The sequence below is a fragment of the Gracilimonas amylolytica genome, from assembly GCF_002911695.1.
GTDB lineage: Bacteria > Bacteroidota > Rhodothermia > Balneolales > Balneolaceae > Gracilimonas > Gracilimonas amylolytica.
The window spans coordinates 1-15,633 of the sequence record NZ_PQBS01000007.1 but is presented as its reverse complement, the minus strand read 5'-3'; the positions used below and the strand labels follow the sequence as shown (position 1 = coordinate 15,633).

Genomic DNA, 15,633 nt, shown 5'->3' with positions numbered 1-15,633 from the left:
TTATTCGATAAAAGAAAAGCTAAATTGTTCAGGATTTTGATGTAATGTTACGAAGAGAATCCTTGAGCAGATCGTTAACTAAAGCTGAGTAAGAAGTATCTTTTTGGTCGGCAAGATCTCGAACCTTATCAACAAGAGGTTCTTCCAGGTAATAACTGGCTGTTACTTTATTTACCTTTTTTTCTTGTTTTACAGACTCTTCTACTTCTTCCTCTTCCTTATAAGAGGGAGTAATGAAATCGAAAGATGCGTGGGCACGCGTGCTGTATGAAAGCGGATTGTGCCCTAAGCTTTTCTTCTTACTCATCGTTTTAGTGTCCGTTTTTAACTTCCTTAGCGAGTGCTAAATAATCCTCAGCTCCTGCACTGTTACCATCATATTCAAAAATGGTCTTGTGGTGACTTGGAGCCTCTGCCAACGATACGTTATCTCTTATGATCGTTTTAAATACTTTTGGCCCAAAATAATCTTTGATATGTCCAACTACCTCTTTATTCAGGTTCTTGCGGCTGTCATACAGGGTACAAATAATTCCGCCCACTTCGAGATGATTATTCAATCTTTGCTGAACCACTTTAACTAGATCTAAAAGCTTGGACAAGCCGTGTAATGCAAGGTACTCTGACTGCAATACAATGAAAATATCCTCAACCGCTGTGAAAGCGTTCAGCGTCAATAACCCAAGGTTTGGCGGACAATCGATCAAAACGTAGTCGTAATCATAATTACGTTCAATGTCTTTGATCACATTTTTAAGCAACCCTTCCCGGGCCGGTTCACTGGCTAGTTCCAACTCTGCTCCTGACAGTTCCAGAGATGAGGGTAAGAAGTCGAAACCATTGTGCTCCACTAATATATCCTTAACACTTGCCACTCCTTTTAAGGCATGATAGATCGTTTTATCCAAACGATGTGAATGCGTTCTCAGTGAATAAGTAAGGTTTGCCTGTGGATCAAGATCAATGAGTAAAACTTTTTTTCCGAGTTTAGCTAAACCCGCTCCCAAATTGATCGTTGTGGTTGTTTTACCAACTCCACCCTTCTGATTTGTCAGTGCTATTGTCTTCATAATTTTCTTTAGCCGTGATATTTCTTTTTACATAGAGAGTAAAAATAGAACGCTTTGTTACAATAATATATGTTCTAATAATAATCTAATAGAACATATTAATTCTAACATTCTCAAATCAAATTATTTGATTAAATCATTATCTCTTATCTTTAAGGTACTAATAATCAATAAGGATAAAATGAGATTTTTTAGCAGAAAACTAATAAAACCTGAAGATCTGAATGCACATGGTACGTTATTCGGTGGAACGGTTATTTCCTGGATCGATGAGGAAGCCGCTATCTATGTTCTTTGTCAGTTGGGCAAAGGCAATATTGTTACCAAGTATATGTCTGAGATCAATTTTGTGAACTCAGCCAAACTTGGTGAAGTGATCGAGATCGGAATGGAAACTGTAAAATTTGGCCGAACTTCAATCACAGTTAAATGCCTGGTACGCAATAAATTCACTAAAGAACATATCATTACTATTGATAAGATCGTTTTTGTACATCTTGATGAATTTGGAAAGCCTGCTCCCCATAATATTGTCGAACCAGTAAACGAGGAATAAATTGACTAAACGAAACACCTTGATCGATTTTAGCAGTCTCTCAGAAATGCTTTACGGGGAAGAAAAATACATCAGTGAGTTTTCTGAAGCCGCCGTGGATTCCTTTACAGAGTTCAATAATAACTATAAGAAATTCCTGCTAATCAGAGATGAAACCAGCTTCAGAAAAGCCGGTCATAAGATCAAGCCGGTAGCTCAAATGTTAGGATTAGATCAGATCGTGGAAGAATATGAGCATGCAAAAACACTGCTATGGGACGAAAAACCTGATGAAGATCTTGAAAAGTCAGTCAGTAAGATTGACTCCATATGCACTAAAGTGATCACAGAATTAGAATTACGCATCAAATAGATCAATAATCATGAAAGTATTTGTAACGGGTGGAGCGGGATATATTGGAAGTCATACAGTACTTGAACTGTTAACGGCCGGTCATGATGTGATCGTCATCGACAATTTATCTAATAGCAGCTATGAAGCCATCAAAAGAGTGGAGCGTATTACGAGTAAGGAAGTTACTTTCTACGAGGAAGATCTGCTGAATAAACAGGCCGTTCAAAAGATCTTTAAAGAACATGAGATCGATTCGGTCATACATTTTGCCGGGTATAAGGCGGTGGGCGAATCTGTGGCAAAGCCGTTGATGTATTATAATAACAACATCACTAGTACACTTATCTTGTGTGAGGTCATGAAAGAATTTGGAGTTCATAACCTGGTTTTCTCATCATCGGCAACCGTTTACGGGGATCCTGAAACGGTTCCGATCACTGAAGACTTTCCCCTCTCGGCCACAAACCCATACGGTCGCACCAAGCTGTTTATTGAATATATTCTCAAAGACCTGCATGTCTCAGACTCAACCTGGAATATTTCACTTCTAAGGTATTTTAACCCGGTAGGAGCTCATAAAAGTGGACTGATCGGCGAAGATCCAAATGATATCCCAAATAACCTCATGCCCTACATCTCTCAAGTTGCCGTTGGTAAACTCGAAAAACTATCGGTCTTTGGCGGTGACTACCCTACTGCCGACGGAACAGGCGTCAGAGACTACATTCATGTGGTAGATTTGGCTGTTGGTCATTTAAAAGCACTTGAAAAGTTAGAATCCAACCCCGGCCTGATCGTCCACAATCTTGGTACCGGTAAAGGTTCAAGTGTATTGGATATGGTCAAAGCTTTTGAAAATGCATCAGGTAAAAAAGTACCCTACGAAATTACGGACAGGCGACCCGGCGATATAGCTGAGTGTTATGCCGATCCCACTAAAGCAGAAAATGAACTGAATTGGAAAGCAGAACGAAATATCACTCAAATGTGTGAGGATACCTGGCGATGGCAATCAAAAAATCCTAATGGTTATAAGTGATCTCATTCCCGATCCATCTCAACAACCCAAATACCGCGTAACTCTCCGGCCCCATACCCTGTAGCCTGATCGTTGGGATACAGCTCTTTGATCTTAGCTAAAGTTTCTTCATTGATCTGATCGTTTTCGCTGCCATGGCATTGCATGCACATCTGATTGGTGATGATCGGATAATAACCGGTCACTTTACCATCCATCACACTTATGTCAGGACTCACTTGTTCACCAGCGCCTAATTTTTCCTTGAAAGACGCAATGTATGTCAGCTCATCCTTATTGTCTATATTGGCTTGATTTCTGGGTTTATCCGTTACCCTGGTAATATGAGCTTTCAGTGCCGTAGCCATACTATCAGTAAGTGGATATGCCTGAATATTACAGAACTCAAGCGCATTGATCGGTCCACCTTCGTTGATCGCTTTCATTAGGTTTGAACCGAGTACTTTTTGGGTTTCAGTGGCCAGATCCTGACCTTTCTCCAAATACTCTGTTTGCTCAGTCTCTGTTAGTTCTTCTTGTTTATTCCCACACCCGACAAAGATCATAGCTGTAATAAGGAATATTGATGTCAGCAGTATTGTAAATGATCTCATATGTACATTCCAATTTAAGTTTGATTAAAAGAAACAGGATTAATGATCAAACACAACATATCATAATAAGTAAGCCCCCGACAGTTTTATGCCGAGGGCTTATTCTATGATGTTTAAATGCTTAGTTTAAAATCACTGTATGCGACCTTCAATGATACTTTCAACCACCTCAGGGTCTTGTAGCGTAGACACATCACCGAGATCATCCGTTTCGTTGGAAGCGATCTTTCTTAGGATCCTCCTCATGATCTTACCGGAGCGTGTTTTCGGTAATCCTTCACAAAACTGAATTTTGTCCAGTTTCGCAATAGGCCCAATGTGTTCAGAAAGTATCTGATTGATCTCCTTTCTAAGATTGTCTTGCACACGAGATTCCCCGGTTTCCTTCAGCGTGATGAAACCATACAACGCATTACCCTTGATCTCATGTGGGAATCCAACGATAGCAGATTCAGCCACTGCCGGATGCTCATTTATAGAATCCTCAATTGGGGCCGTACCCAGATTATGCCCTGATACGATCACAACATCATCCACCCTACCTGTAATTCTGTAGTAGCCGGTGGCATCTCTTCTGGCTCCATCTCCGGTGAAATACATGTTGTCGTAAGCCGAAAAGTAGGTATTCTTGAACCGTTCATGATTGCCCCAGATCGTGCGTGCCATACCGGGCCATGGATATTTGATACACAACCTTCCTTCAACCTGATTACCTTTGATCTCCTGGGCATTTTCATCCATCAGAGCCGGTTGAACACCCGGTAGCGGCATTGTGGCAAAAGTAGGTATGGTTGGGGTTACATATGGAATAGGAGATATCATGATACCACCTGTTTCCGTTTGCCACCAGGTATCCACTACGGGACTATTCTTATTCCCAACGTTATCATTATACCAGTGCCAGGCCTCCTCGTTGATCGGTTCACCTACTGTCCCCAACACTTTCAGAGATGACAGGTCATGTTTTTCAAGGTAAGACAGATTTTCTTTAGCCAGGGCCCGAATGGCGGTCGGTGCTGTATAAAATTGATTTACCTTATGCTTTTCAACGATTTCCCAAAACCTGCTAAAATCCGGATAACTTGGTACTCCTTCGAACATAACAGATGTAGCCCCATTTAGTAACGGACCATATACGATGTAACTATGCCCGGTGATCCAACCAATATCAGCCGTACACCAATACACATCCTCGTTTTTGTATTGGAAGACATTCTTAAAGGTGTAAGCCGTGTACACCATATAACCGGCCGAAGTGTGTACCATACCTTTTGGCTTTCCTGTTGAACCGGATGTGTATAAAATAAATAAGGGATCTTCAGCTTCCATGATCTCGATGTCACACTCATCAGGAGCATCATCCAATAATGGCTGCAACCATTTATCACGACCATCCACCATTTCAATGTCTGATTTAATGCGTTTAGCAACCAATACCCTTTCAACATCAGGACACTGCTTCAACGCTTCATCTACAATACCTTTCAGATCGATAGTCTTTTGTCCCCTGTAAGAACCATCGGATGTGATCACTATTTTTGCATCACAATCCTGGATCCTTGTTGCCAAAGCTTTAGACGAAAAACCGGCAAAGACCACTGAGTGTATGGCTCCAATCCTGGCGCAAGCAAGCATAGAAACGGCTAGCTCAGGGATCATGGGCAAATAGATACAAACCCGGTCTCCTTTACCTATCCCCTCAGCCTTCAGAACATTGGCAAACTTGTTAACGCGTTTATGCAGATCTGAATAGGAAATATGTTCAGCTTCCTCATCCGGATCATTCGGCTCAAACAAAATAGCTGTTTTATCACCTTTGGTAAGTAAATGTCTGTCTACACAGTTTTCAGTAATGTTGAGTTTTGCCCCTTCAAACCATTTTATCTCGGGTTTGTTAAAATCCCATTCCAGGATATTATCCCAGCCTTTTCGCCATGTAAAATGTTCTTCAGCTATCTCTGACCAAAACAGTTCAGGCTCTCTGACTGAATGTCTGTACACCTTAAAATACTCTTCTAAACTTTTGATATGATAGTTACTCATAGCACCTACTTAATTTTCATTTTCATTTACTTATTCACACTAAAATAATAATAAATGAAACTGATGCTATAAATAACTCATCACTTAAGGGAGATGAAAATATCTGACAGTGAGATATTTGAGTCAAACACAACAAAGCCCTGCAGTTTTCTGCAAGGCTTTAGTACCAAAGGTGGGACTCGAACCCACACTCCCGGAGGAACGCGATTTTGAGTCGCGCGCGTCTACCAATTCCGCCACTTTGGCTTTTTTGAAGACTACAAAGATAAGGTTTCCTGCAAGTAAATAACAAAACGTATTTACATAATTAATTCACTAAAAAAACAATCAGTTGATCGTTTTTTATCAGGAACAATGCTCTGCTCAAACATTATAAGTTTGTAATAAATCTGTAACGCATTGGGTCTTTTACTCTCTTGTAAGAAAAACAAAAAGGTGATTGTTATGGTCAAGTATTTAGTATTCTGCGTTTTTGTAGCAGCCAGTTATATTGTTTACTCTACATTTCCTGTAGACCGCGGTCCGGGAGTTATGGTTAAAAATGCCCCAGAAATAGAAGGATTAACCTGGCAGGAACCTTTCACTTTTAAAGGGGCAACAGTTTCACCAAAGAAAGTAATTGAAGGTGAAGTTCTGGTTATCAAAAGAAAACGATATTTCTTTGACAACCTGACCAAATATGCCCCAACGGATGCCATGGTTGGTTGGAATCAGCTTTCAGATGAGCGAAACCTCGATTACGTATTTTATTCTCTGAAAGGTCGTTCATTCAACCTGGATCTCACTCGCCCCCCACTTCCATTAAATACAATATATGGAGAAAGTGATCTTTGGCACCTCATACCTTCCACATCAGAGATCAGCGAAAAAGTAAAAACCCTGCGTGATGGTCATATCATTTATGTGAAAGGTTTACTGGTTGATCTTGAAACAGAAGATGAACAATTACTAACAACTGAGACTGCCCTGACAACAACCCGAAGCTCTGAAGGGATGGCGATCTGGATCGAAGAACTCAGAATTCGATAACAGAAAGTATTTACAGGTTACTGTTGATTGTAATATTCCCAAAAATTATTTTAGTTCTTGTTATGGGTAACTTTAGTAGTTATCTCTGTTTCTAATGTTAATTAATTTTGGGTTATATGTCAGACAAGCAAAAGGGTACGGTCAAATGGTTCCACAATACTAAAGGTTACGGGTTTATCAGTACTGACACAGGTGAAGATGCCTTTGTACATTACTCTGAAATTCAGGCTGATGGATTTAAGAAATTACGACGGGGTGAAGAAGTAGAGTTCCTATTGGATGAAGGTGATAAAGGCCTTCATGCCAAGGAAGTCGTATCACTTAACCCTATACAAGATCAGGTAGATTAAATTTAATGAAATGGCTTAAAGACGCCTATCTCGACGTTGTAGTTCTTCTTATTATCGCATTATATGCAGTGTATCCCAACGATGTACTAAATATCGTTCTTTGGGTGTATACAGCATTACTACTGATCAGTAAGCTGCTCACCTTTGTAATGCCTACCCTTAACAGTAAGGCAAACAAAACTTCAGCCCCACCTATTTTCTATCATATTATATATGGACTAACCGTTGGAATATTTTACTATGCTGATAACCTATATCTGAGTGGCGCGTGGATAGTCATATGGATCGTTTCAGTGATCAGCTTTTTAAAAACCAACAAAACCAAATCCTGATCTATTTTTTTGAAGTTTTCCAGTGAGTTACGGTTTGTTTTATTCTTTTTGATTGTCTTTACCTTCATTTCGGTATCACCTTCAAATGCTTTAGCTCAGAATAAAAACTCTTCGGTTTCTCAACATTTCGACAACAGATATACTTTTTGGGGTGGTTATTCAGCTCAATCTGTAAGGTTTCTGGGCAAAACAAGAAATTCACAGACTCAGATATTGAGAATTGGATTTCAAAAATATATCAAAGAGTTGAATAATGGATTTTCCCTGTGGTATTCAGCAGGAATCATTCCGTATCTTCATTTTGACTACCCTAAACGAGACGCTAACGACCGCCGTACTACAAGCAGTGGGTTTGGTTTCTCCCCTGCCGGATTTTTAGTTAAAAAATATCACTCAAAATGGATAACCCCTTTTGCTCAAACTACCGGTGGTATTATATTAATGGACGAATATTTCCCGACTGACAAAGGAAGAAAGCTTAATTTCACTTTTGATATAACGGTTGGAAATGTTTTTACAATAAATTCCTTTTCAGATCTGTCACTGGGCTATAAATTCCACCATATTTCCAATGCTCAGACCGGATCAGAAAACCCCGGACTCGACTCAAATTTCCTATTTTTAACTCTTTCATTTCATTAAAACAGATCATGGATATTACTTGTACACTTCACACGAATAAGGGGAACATCAACATAAAACTGTTTCCTGACAAAGCCCCAAAGACGGTAGCTAATTTTGTCAATTTAGCTTCACGTGGATTTTATGATAACTTGTTTTTTCACCGTGTGATCAACGACTTTATGATACAAGGTGGGTGCCCTAACGGTGATGGCCGAGGCGGACCGGGTTACCGTTTTGAGGATGAATTTGATCAGAGCTTGATCCATAATGAACCCGGAAAGTTATCCATGGCCAATGCCGGACCAAATACCAATGGCAGTCAGTTCTTCATTACTCATGTTGAAACCCCCTGGTTAGATGGACGACATGCTGTGTTTGGTGAAGTTATGTCCGATGACGATATGGCTGTTGTAAATCAGATCGTTCAGGGAGACAAAATTGAGCGAATTGAGCTTGATGGTGACGTTGAGAATCTGCTATCAACCGTAGATGAAGTGCAAAACTGGAATGATGTACTTAACGACGAATTCCCAGAGTTGAAAGATCCATTGGTCTGATCAAAACAGATCCAAAAATCCGGGTATTTTTTACAACCTTTTTGCCTCAAGTTCGTATGGAACCCTGAATTTCAATACAATTCCAATTCAGGCTATGAACAAGTTCCTTCTATCAACCTTTCTGATCGTTACAGCATTGGTTTTACATCCGGCTGTGACGTGGGCTCAAGATAAACAACAAAACGACTTAGAATACAGAAAGTGGAGGGTGACCCTCTTCCCTCCCCTTAGCACAAATGGAGTAGAAGCACCTAATTATACGGCCAGGTATTCCATCAATATTCTCGGCGGTTATCATGGCGGTTTGGATGGTGGTGAGATCGGGGGCTTGATCAACTACAATAAACACTACGCCTCTGGTTTTCAACTGGCCGGATTAGGGAACATCTCAAAAGGTAATTTATCAGGAATCAACCTTGCCGGTATCGGTAACTTTTCAGGCCGGGATTTGTCCGGTGTTCAGCTTGCAGGTATAACAAATTTTGCATCAGGTGAACTGGAGGGATTTCAGCTTGCAGGATTGGCAAACATATCCGGAGAAAGTACCGGTGGCATTCAACTTTCCGGGGTTTCTAACATTGCCAAAGGAAATATTGAAGGCTTACAGGGTTCGGGATTATTCAATGCCTCTTATGGTGATATATCCGGGCTTCAGCTATCCGGAATTACTAACGTTGCAAAACAAGATATCGAGGGTTTGCAGGTTACCGGGTTATTGAACTTTGCAGGTGCTAATGCCTCCGGGTTACAGGTTTCCGGTTTAGGAAATTCAGCACTTGGAAATATTGAGGGATTAATGGTATCAGCCGCATTTAACTTAGCAAAAAGCTCTGCAAGTGGTTTACTGGTGACAGGTGGATTGAATTATGCCCGAGAACTTGAGGGAGCTGCTATTTCAGGAGCTGCCAATATTGCTCATGAAATGGAAGGACTACAATTTGCCGGGTTTTTAAATGCTTCTCAAAAAGCAACCGGATTACAGATCGGTTTGATCAACTATGCCAAAGAATTTGAAGGGGTACCTATTGGATTCATAAGCTACTATGGAAACGGTCGTAAAAACATCGATGTGCGTTTTTCTGATGGCGGGTTTACTGATCTTGGCCTGACTCTTGGGACACACAGAGTGTACAACTCAGCCATCTTTGGATATAATCCTCTGTTAAACCGAGATGTTTACAGGGTGGGACTGGCTATAGGTCTTGAGAAAAACGTTACTGATTCTTTTGAGAACTGGAAAAACGAAACCGTGTTTGTTAATCAGGAATTTTCAGTTTTGCATCATTTTGAAGATGAATGGAGAGAAGATCTTAACCTCATATATTCCTATAAATTTCTGTTGGGTAAAAGACTGGCTAATGGGTTTTCAATATATGGCGGGCCGCCATTCAACGCACAGGTCACCAGAATCAATAATGCTAACGAATACACCTGGTATAGCCTGTGGTCTCCCGAACGCAAAGGCAGACAATATCGATTCTGGGTTGGATTTACTGCCGGTATCCGGCTATTCAAACAGGAGGCCCCGAAACGTTTCCAAGATGAATTCAATAACTGGGACATTGATTGGTAATTTTTATTAAGCAATTCATAGAATAAACTATTCGTAGGCTTTTACTGTTAGGTTGGGAGCTGAAAGAATTCTAACCTATATACCATTGAAATGAAGCTAAAAATAATAGCCTTTCTATCTGCTATCCTGCTTGCAGTTGGATTTTATTTTATCAATAACCAGCAAGATGAAGTTGTAGTTGCTGAGCATTCAAGTATCGCTATGAATATCACTCAAACTGACACTATGCCGGATGAGAACTACCCCCTTCAAAAAACAGAAGCTGAATGGAAAGAAATATTGACCGATAAAGAATATCGCATACTCAGGGATCGAGGAACCGAACTTCCTTTCGTAAATGAATATAACAGTAATAAACGCGAAGGTATTTACGTATGTGGAGCCTGTGGACAGAAACTTTACAGCTCTGAACATAAATATGAAAGTGGTTCCGGCTGGCCAAGTTTCTGGCAACCTTTAGCTGACTCTTTGGTTGGTGAGCGGGAAGATAACAGTTGGTTCATGACCCGAACAGAGATCGTTTGTTCCAACTGCGGTAGTCACCTGGGGCATGTTTTTGATGATGGGCCGCAACCAACCGGACTGCGATATTGTATGAATTCCCTGGCAATGGATTTCATCCCAAATGAAGAAATTCAAAATGATTAAGACACCATCTTTAGTATATTTCGAGGTATTGCTGATCATTAACAGACATCATAAAAATTCGGATCAATGACCTCAAAAGCCGCCGTGATACATAAGGCAGAATTCAATCCACGCATTAAATCGTATGTACTTTGGTACGCATCCCTGGTTTTGGTTATCTCCGTTGTGTTACTCCCCCTGCTTCCATTTTGGTTAATACTGGGGAACATCTACCTAAACCGATATTTTGATCGTTTAGAGTGTGAACTAACCACTCGCTCACTGCGCTTTAAAAAAGGTTATATATTTCAAACCGAACGAACCATACCCTTAGATAAAATTCAGGACCTCACTTTTAAGGAGGGGCCACTGCTAAAGTACTTTGGATTGAGTATTCTCAGAATTGAGACAGCCGGAAATACCGGTCAAAATACGGCAGACCTATCCCTAATAGGGATAATCGATGCGGTAGAATTTCGCAACATGGTATTTGAGCAAAGAGATAAAGTCACAGAAATGACTTCCTCTGCCGAACCATCAGTAAGTACCTCAGACCTGCTCAAAGATATTCGAGATACTCTCAGATCCATCGACAATAAGATTCAACCTTAAAACACCTGTTACATGAAGATTGCAGTTGTTGGAGCAGGGTTAGGAGGCCTCTCGGTTTCATGTTTATTAGCTTCAAAAGGTCATGATGTAACCGTATTTGAGAAGAATAAAGGGGTAGGCGGTAAAATGAATGAGATCAGAGCTGAAGGATTCAGGTTTGATACCGGACCCAGTTTGTTGACCATGCCTTTTTTGCTTGATAAACTCTTTAAAGTATGTGGAGAGGATCTTCAGGATCATCTGGAGTTTGTCCCCTTAGATCCTATATGCCGATATTTTTATCAGGATGGAACCGTCTTTAACAACTTTGAGAACAGACAAGATTCTGTTGAAGAAATTCGATCTTTTTCAGCTGAAGATGCTGAGGCTTATCCTCAATTCCTGGATCATGCTGCGGACTTATATGAAAAAACTAAAGATGCATTCATCTTTAACCCACTTTATGGATTTAAAGACCTCAAAAAACTCAAAATTCTGAGTTTCTTTGGCATTGATGCCTTTAGCACAGTCGCTAAGAAAGTGGATCAGGAGTTCAGATCTGAGTATATGCGAAAGTTCTTTAAACGTTTTGCTACATACAATGGCTCCTCTCCTTTTCAGGCACCCGCTACCTTAAATGTTATTCCTCATGTTGAACTGAATCAAGGTGGTTATTATGTAAAAGGAGGTATGTATCAGGTTGCTAAAAGCCTGTATGATCTAGCTCTATCTATGGGTGTCAATTTTCATTTCGAACATCCTATTCAGTCATTGGTCATAAAAGATGGTGAGGCTCAGGGTCTCATTTTAAATAATGGTGAAACTGTTAAAGCTGAATTGATCATATCAAACAGTGATGCTACTGAAACCATCACAAACCTGGTTTCTGATCACTCAATAAAACCATCAAAAAAGATAAAAGCGGAATCCATTGAACCATCTTGTTCCGGTTATGTACTGTTACTTGGTTTGGATAAGACATATGAACAGCTTGTTCATCACAACATATTTTTCTCTGAGAATTATGAATATGAATTCGAACAGATATTCAAAGATAAGGTAATGCCGGATGATCCTTCGATATATGTTGCAAATACTTCGTATTCAGATCCTACTCATGCACCCGATGGCGGCAGTAATCTTTTCATATTGGTAAATGCCCCTTACCTGAATGAACACTACGACTGGGATAAGAACAGCACCTCATACGGTGATAAGATCATTAAGGCATTACAAAAACGTGGTTTAGATTCATTATCAAACCATATTGTATATCGTTCACAGATAACGCCGGTTGATTTTTCCGAAAAATATCTCTCAAATAAGGGAAGTATTTACGGCACATCCTCCAATAATCTGTTTTCAGCTTTCCTGCGGCCGAGAAACAAATCAAGAGATATTGAAAAACTGTACATGGTGGGCGGATCCACTCATCCCGGAGGTGGGATTCCATTAGTTATTCAATCAGCTTTCAATGCTTTAACATTAATTGAGCGTTACGAAAATATTTAAAATAGATTGAAAGAGCTTACTCAGCAGCTTCCTCTTCCTCAATATCTAAATTGATAACCTCAACATTGTGGATCTTACCGTCATCGATTTGAAAGCGAATGATGGTACGGTGCGACTGAAACCCTTGTTTCCCTGCTGCACCGGGGTTCATGTACAACATGTTTTCAAGATCCTGATCTCTCGATATCCGTAGTATGTGAGAGTGCCCGCAAATGAATAGCTCCGGCGGGTCGCTTTCAAGTTCCTGCCTGATAGGTAAGCAATACCGTCCAGGTACCCCACCAATGTGTGTGATCCAGATATTAAGACCTTCCCTTTCAAAGCGTTGATGCAATGGAAATTCCTGCCTGATATCTTCCCCATCAATGTTACCATATACACCGATCACAGGGGCGATCTTTCTCAGCTGTTCAGCGATCTGAATGTTTCCAAAATCACCGGCATGCCATATTTCATTGCATCCCTCAAAGAAATCCAAAACCTGAGGGTCTAAATAGCTATGTGTATCAGATATAAGCCCTATTTTGATCATACTTTTTGTATCATCTGACGTTTGTTCATCCGGCCGATTTAATAAGATGGCTTCAGATCATTAATCTTAACATTCACAAAATTACATTCATTCATTGAAAGGCTTCAGTATCATCATAGTTACCTGGAATGCTCTTGATCATCTCAAGAGATTTTTGCCGTCCGTGGTTGAAACTGATTATCCTGATTTTGAGATCATCATAGCTGATAATGCATCTGATGACGGTTCAAAAGAATGGATCAGGTCCAACTACCCTGATGTAAAAATTGCGTCCTTCGATCGAAATTACGGCTATTGTGGCGGAAATAACAGAGCAGTTCCATTTGCTTCCAAAGAAATTGTCTTGTTTCTCAATAATGATGTTGAGGTGGATAAAAAGTGGCTTTACGGACTCAATTCTGCCTTTCAGTCTGAAAATACCGCAGCAGTTCAACCCAAATTAAGAGACTACCGCAAGAAAGATCACTTTGAATATGCCGGTGCGGCAGGTGGATTTATCGACAAGTTTGGGTATCCATTTTGCCGCGGAAGAGTATTTGATACGGTAGAAAAAGATGACGGACAATATGATCATGAGGAGTATATTTTTTGGGCGAGCGGAGCTGCATTGGCTGTTCGAAAAGATCTTTTTACAGAGATCGGCGCATTTGACGAGGATTTTGAATTTCATATGGAAGAGATCGACCTCTGCTGGAGACTTCAAAATCAGGGGTATAAGATCGGCATTACTCCTGAAAGCATTGTTTATCATTTAGGAGGCGGTTCGTTGCCAATGGATTCACCTCGTAAAGTATATTACAATTTCCGAAACAGCTTGTTCATGCTATGGAAAAATTATTCCACATCAAGCTTATTGAAGCGCATACCTGTCCGGATCATACTTGACGCTATTGCTGCCTGGAAAGCTCTTTTGGAGGGGAAACCCAAGGAATGGATGGCCGTGCTTAAAGCCCATGTTCATTTCTTTATGAAACTACCCTTGATGCATAAAAAAAGGAAATCCCTAAGGTCTAAACGAATTGAATCCGGTGAACCGGCAACGATGTCTACTTTCAGTATCGTGTGGCAGTATTTTGTTAAAGGGAAAAAGACCTATAACGCATTGATCAACGAGTGATCCATTTAATATGACTTAAACGCTGAAATAAATCCTCACTAATTGAAAAGCTTCGATCTGGAAAATATCCTGGATAAATCTCTGCCACACATCAAAAAATGGTGGTTCTCAGTAGTTTGTATTCCATTTTGCTGGGTCCTGGCTGAACAATACTGGATGGCATTAAAATGGGAGATCTCTTTTGCATGGATCTACCCTTACCCTTTCTTCCTGACTCCCTTTTTCTTTTTTATCGATAATTTTTTACTGATCGTTCATGAAGCAGGTCACACTTTTTTTGGGTTCACAGGGTCGAGGTTTATCACCATTTTGGGAGGAACCTTATTTGAGATACTTCTGCCCTTCACCATTTTTATATTCGGTTGGTGGAAACGGCAGGACCTGACGGCACAAATTGGACTTTTACTAACGGCCTTCGCATGGATCGAATCATCGGCCTATGCCGCCGATGCCATGGCCCGGAGAATGCCACTTATAGGTAATCTCCCTAAATCATCTCATGACTTCTACAACCTGTTTACTATGAAGAGTATTTTGGCTGATTACATGACCTATGCCTGGGGCATGTACTGGATCGGAGTAATTACCTTGCTGTTATTTCTTCTTTATCCCCTCTTTGAACGCAAGCACTACGAATATGCAGTTATTGAGATGGATCTGTGATCTTTTGATTGATAGTATAGTACTGGTTCCGCCACTTCGCTGCGGAACTCTGGCCGGAGGCTCTGCCTCAAAAAACATCACCCTGAAAATATATTCACCGAGATCAAACCTTCTTCACCCTCGTAATTTAATGCCGATGAATATCGCCAATATAACGGGGAAGAAACGAAACCGGATTTCACCGGATTATAGTGAATGTAATTGATCTTCTGTCTCATTATTTTTTGAGTTGAAACCTGTTTGGGATGAAAACCCTCCTGCCACACCTGGAATTCACTGTCTTTATGATTATCCAGCTTACCTGCCTTAAGTTGGTCTAACGTCCTTGTCTTCTTGTTCGCTTTTAGATAGTTAATAATACTTCGAGCGGTATATGATTTGAACGCTCTGAGTCGGGCAGATAATGCTTTACCCTCTACAACCATATGAATGTGATTGGGCATGATAACATACCCATACAATGTTATATCATGTTCTTCTTGTACATATTT

20 protein-coding genes and 1 tRNA gene are annotated in these 15,633 nt (G+C 40.4%); 14 read left to right on the top strand and 7 right to left on the bottom strand.

Annotation, left to right across the window (positions count from 1 at the left end; all coding sequences use genetic code 11):
* Positions 1 to 28: 28 nt before the first annotated feature.
* On the bottom strand, positions 29 to 307 hold the full coding sequence (locus C3B73_RS01100) for a hypothetical protein (protein WP_103663790.1): 279 nt from the start codon (positions 305 to 307) through the stop codon (positions 29 to 31).
* 4 nt (positions 308 to 311) lie between these two features.
* Complete coding sequence (locus C3B73_RS01095) at positions 312 to 1,070, bottom strand: ParA family protein (protein ID WP_269800971.1); 759 nt, start codon at positions 1,068 to 1,070, stop codon at positions 312 to 314.
* Positions 1,071 to 1,251: 181 nt separating this feature from the next.
* On the opposite strand from C3B73_RS01095, the gene C3B73_RS01090 reads away from it, so the two are divergent.
* Genes C3B73_RS01090 through galE form a run of 3 tightly spaced genes read left to right on the top strand, consistent with a single transcriptional unit; the run spans position 1,252 to position 2,999 of the window.
* Positions 1,252 to 1,626, top strand: a complete 375-nt coding sequence (locus C3B73_RS01090) for an acyl-CoA thioesterase (RefSeq protein ID WP_103663788.1) — start codon at positions 1,252 to 1,254, stop codon at positions 1,624 to 1,626.
* Position 1,627: 1 nt separating this feature from the next.
* Complete coding sequence (locus tag C3B73_RS01085; protein ID WP_232802900.1) at positions 1,628 to 1,978, top strand: taurine dioxygenase; 351 nt, start codon at positions 1,628 to 1,630, stop codon at positions 1,976 to 1,978.
* Positions 1,979 to 1,988: 10 nt separating this feature from the next.
* Positions 1,989 to 2,999, top strand: a complete 1,011-nt coding sequence (galE, locus tag C3B73_RS01080) for a UDP-glucose 4-epimerase GalE (protein ID WP_103663786.1) — start codon at positions 1,989 to 1,991, stop codon at positions 2,997 to 2,999.
* 2 nt (positions 3,000 to 3,001) lie between these two features.
* On the opposite strand, the gene C3B73_RS01075 is transcribed toward galE, so the two are convergent.
* From C3B73_RS01075 to C3B73_RS01065, 3 genes are all read right to left on the bottom strand, one after another.
* Entirely contained in the window at positions 3,002 to 3,592 is a 591-nt protein-coding gene (locus tag C3B73_RS01075; protein WP_103663785.1) for a c-type heme family protein, read from the bottom strand.
* Positions 3,593 to 3,724: 132 nt separating this feature from the next.
* On the bottom strand, positions 3,725 to 5,635 hold the full coding sequence (gene acs / locus C3B73_RS01070) for an acetate--CoA ligase (protein WP_103663784.1): 1,911 nt from the start codon (positions 5,633 to 5,635) through the stop codon (positions 3,725 to 3,727).
* A gap of 164 nt (positions 5,636 to 5,799) precedes the next feature.
* A tRNA-Leu gene (locus tag C3B73_RS01065) sits at positions 5,800 to 5,881 on the bottom strand.
* Between the two features lie 198 nt (positions 5,882 to 6,079).
* Here C3B73_RS01065 and C3B73_RS01060 point away from each other — a divergent pair.
* From C3B73_RS01060 to C3B73_RS01020, 9 genes are all read left to right on the top strand, one after another.
* Complete coding sequence (locus tag C3B73_RS01060; RefSeq protein ID WP_103663783.1) at positions 6,080 to 6,664, top strand: hypothetical protein; 585 nt, start codon at positions 6,080 to 6,082, stop codon at positions 6,662 to 6,664.
* Between the two features lie 116 nt (positions 6,665 to 6,780).
* Entirely contained in the window at positions 6,781 to 7,014 is a 234-nt protein-coding gene (locus C3B73_RS01055; RefSeq protein ID WP_103663782.1) for a cold-shock protein, read from the top strand.
* Positions 7,015 to 7,019: 5 nt separating this feature from the next.
* Complete coding sequence (locus C3B73_RS01050; protein WP_103663781.1) at positions 7,020 to 7,346, top strand: hypothetical protein; 327 nt, start codon at positions 7,020 to 7,022, stop codon at positions 7,344 to 7,346.
* Positions 7,347 to 7,559: 213 nt separating this feature from the next.
* Positions 7,560 to 7,988: an acyloxyacyl hydrolase gene (locus C3B73_RS01045; protein ID WP_232802899.1), complete on the top strand. Its 429-nt coding sequence runs from the start codon at positions 7,560 to 7,562 to the stop codon at positions 7,986 to 7,988.
* Positions 7,989 to 7,996: 8 nt separating this feature from the next.
* Positions 7,997 to 8,527 (top strand): peptidylprolyl isomerase, encoded by a 531-nt coding sequence (locus C3B73_RS01040; protein WP_103663780.1) that lies wholly within the window; start codon positions 7,997 to 7,999, stop codon positions 8,525 to 8,527.
* 94 nt (positions 8,528 to 8,621) lie between these two features.
* Positions 8,622 to 10,100 carry a pentapeptide repeat-containing protein gene (locus tag C3B73_RS01035; RefSeq protein ID WP_103663779.1) on the top strand — a complete coding sequence of 493 codons (1,479 nt, stop codon included), beginning with the start codon at positions 8,622 to 8,624 and terminating at the stop codon, positions 10,098 to 10,100.
* 90 nt (positions 10,101 to 10,190) lie between these two features.
* Positions 10,191 to 10,748 (top strand): peptide-methionine (R)-S-oxide reductase MsrB, encoded by a 558-nt coding sequence (msrB, locus tag C3B73_RS01030; RefSeq protein WP_103663778.1) that lies wholly within the window; start codon positions 10,191 to 10,193, stop codon positions 10,746 to 10,748.
* Positions 10,749 to 10,814: 66 nt separating this feature from the next.
* Entirely contained in the window at positions 10,815 to 11,339 is a 525-nt protein-coding gene (locus C3B73_RS01025; RefSeq protein WP_103663777.1) for a PH domain-containing protein, read from the top strand.
* 12 nt (positions 11,340 to 11,351) lie between these two features.
* Positions 11,352 to 12,830: a phytoene desaturase family protein gene (locus tag C3B73_RS01020; RefSeq protein WP_103663776.1), complete on the top strand. Its 1,479-nt coding sequence runs from the start codon at positions 11,352 to 11,354 to the stop codon at positions 12,828 to 12,830.
* Between the two features lie 16 nt (positions 12,831 to 12,846).
* On the opposite strand, the gene C3B73_RS01015 is transcribed toward C3B73_RS01020, so the two are convergent.
* Complete coding sequence (locus C3B73_RS01015) at positions 12,847 to 13,362, bottom strand: metallophosphoesterase family protein (protein WP_103663775.1); 516 nt, start codon at positions 13,360 to 13,362, stop codon at positions 12,847 to 12,849.
* A 94-nt stretch (positions 13,363 to 13,456) separates the two neighbouring features.
* Between C3B73_RS01015 and C3B73_RS01010 the strand changes: the two genes are divergently transcribed.
* Together C3B73_RS01010 and C3B73_RS01005 are read left to right on the top strand one after the other, a co-directional pair.
* The gene (locus tag C3B73_RS01010) at positions 13,457 to 14,479 is read left to right on the top strand and encodes a glycosyltransferase family 2 protein (RefSeq protein ID WP_103663774.1); all 1,023 of its coding nucleotides are present in this window, start codon (positions 13,457 to 13,459) and stop codon (positions 14,477 to 14,479) included.
* 42 nt (positions 14,480 to 14,521) lie between these two features.
* Positions 14,522 to 15,142 carry a hypothetical protein gene (locus C3B73_RS01005; protein ID WP_103663773.1) on the top strand — a complete coding sequence of 207 codons (621 nt, stop codon included), beginning with the start codon at positions 14,522 to 14,524 and terminating at the stop codon, positions 15,140 to 15,142.
* Positions 15,143 to 15,219: 77 nt separating this feature from the next.
* Here the strand turns inward: C3B73_RS01005 and C3B73_RS01000 are convergent.
* A partial coding sequence (locus C3B73_RS01000) for an REP-associated tyrosine transposase (protein ID WP_103663735.1) occupies positions 15,220 to 15,633 on the bottom strand: 414 nt, incomplete at its 5' end.